Source organism: Streptomyces actuosus (genome assembly GCF_016921115.1).
Taxonomy (GTDB): Bacteria; Actinomycetota; Actinomycetes; order Streptomycetales; family Streptomycetaceae; genus Streptomyces; species Streptomyces actuosus_A.
Genome location: NZ_JAFFZS010000268.1, coordinates 1 through 392 on the forward strand (window position 1 = coordinate 1; position 392 = coordinate 392).

Here is a 392-nt window from a genome sequence, read left to right on the forward strand (position 1 = left end):
AAATAATACATTAACGATTTACTCGTATAAAATTCTAAATAGAATAATGATAATGACAATTTTCTATTTATAAGTCTTGACCAAATTACGTGCCAGCAGTCGCGGTAATACGTAAAAGACTAGTGTTAGTCATCTTTATTAGGTTTAAAGGGTACCTAGACGGTAAATTAAACTCTAAATGAGTATTTTTTTACTAGAGTTTTATAAAAGAAGGAAGAATTTCTGGAGTAGTGATAGAATACTTTAATACCAGAAGGACTGTTAACGGCGAAGGCATCCTTCTATGTAAAAACTGACGTTGAGGGACGAAGGCTTGGGTAGCAATAAGGATTAGATACCCTAGTAGTCCAAGCAGAAAATGATGAATGCCAAAGACTAGAAAATAAATTTAG

General features: G+C 32.7%; 1 rRNA gene. It reads left to right on the top strand.

Going from position 1 to position 392, the window contains the following annotated elements:
• Positions 1-392 (top strand): 16S ribosomal RNA (locus JS756_RS39175); the annotation flags it as partial.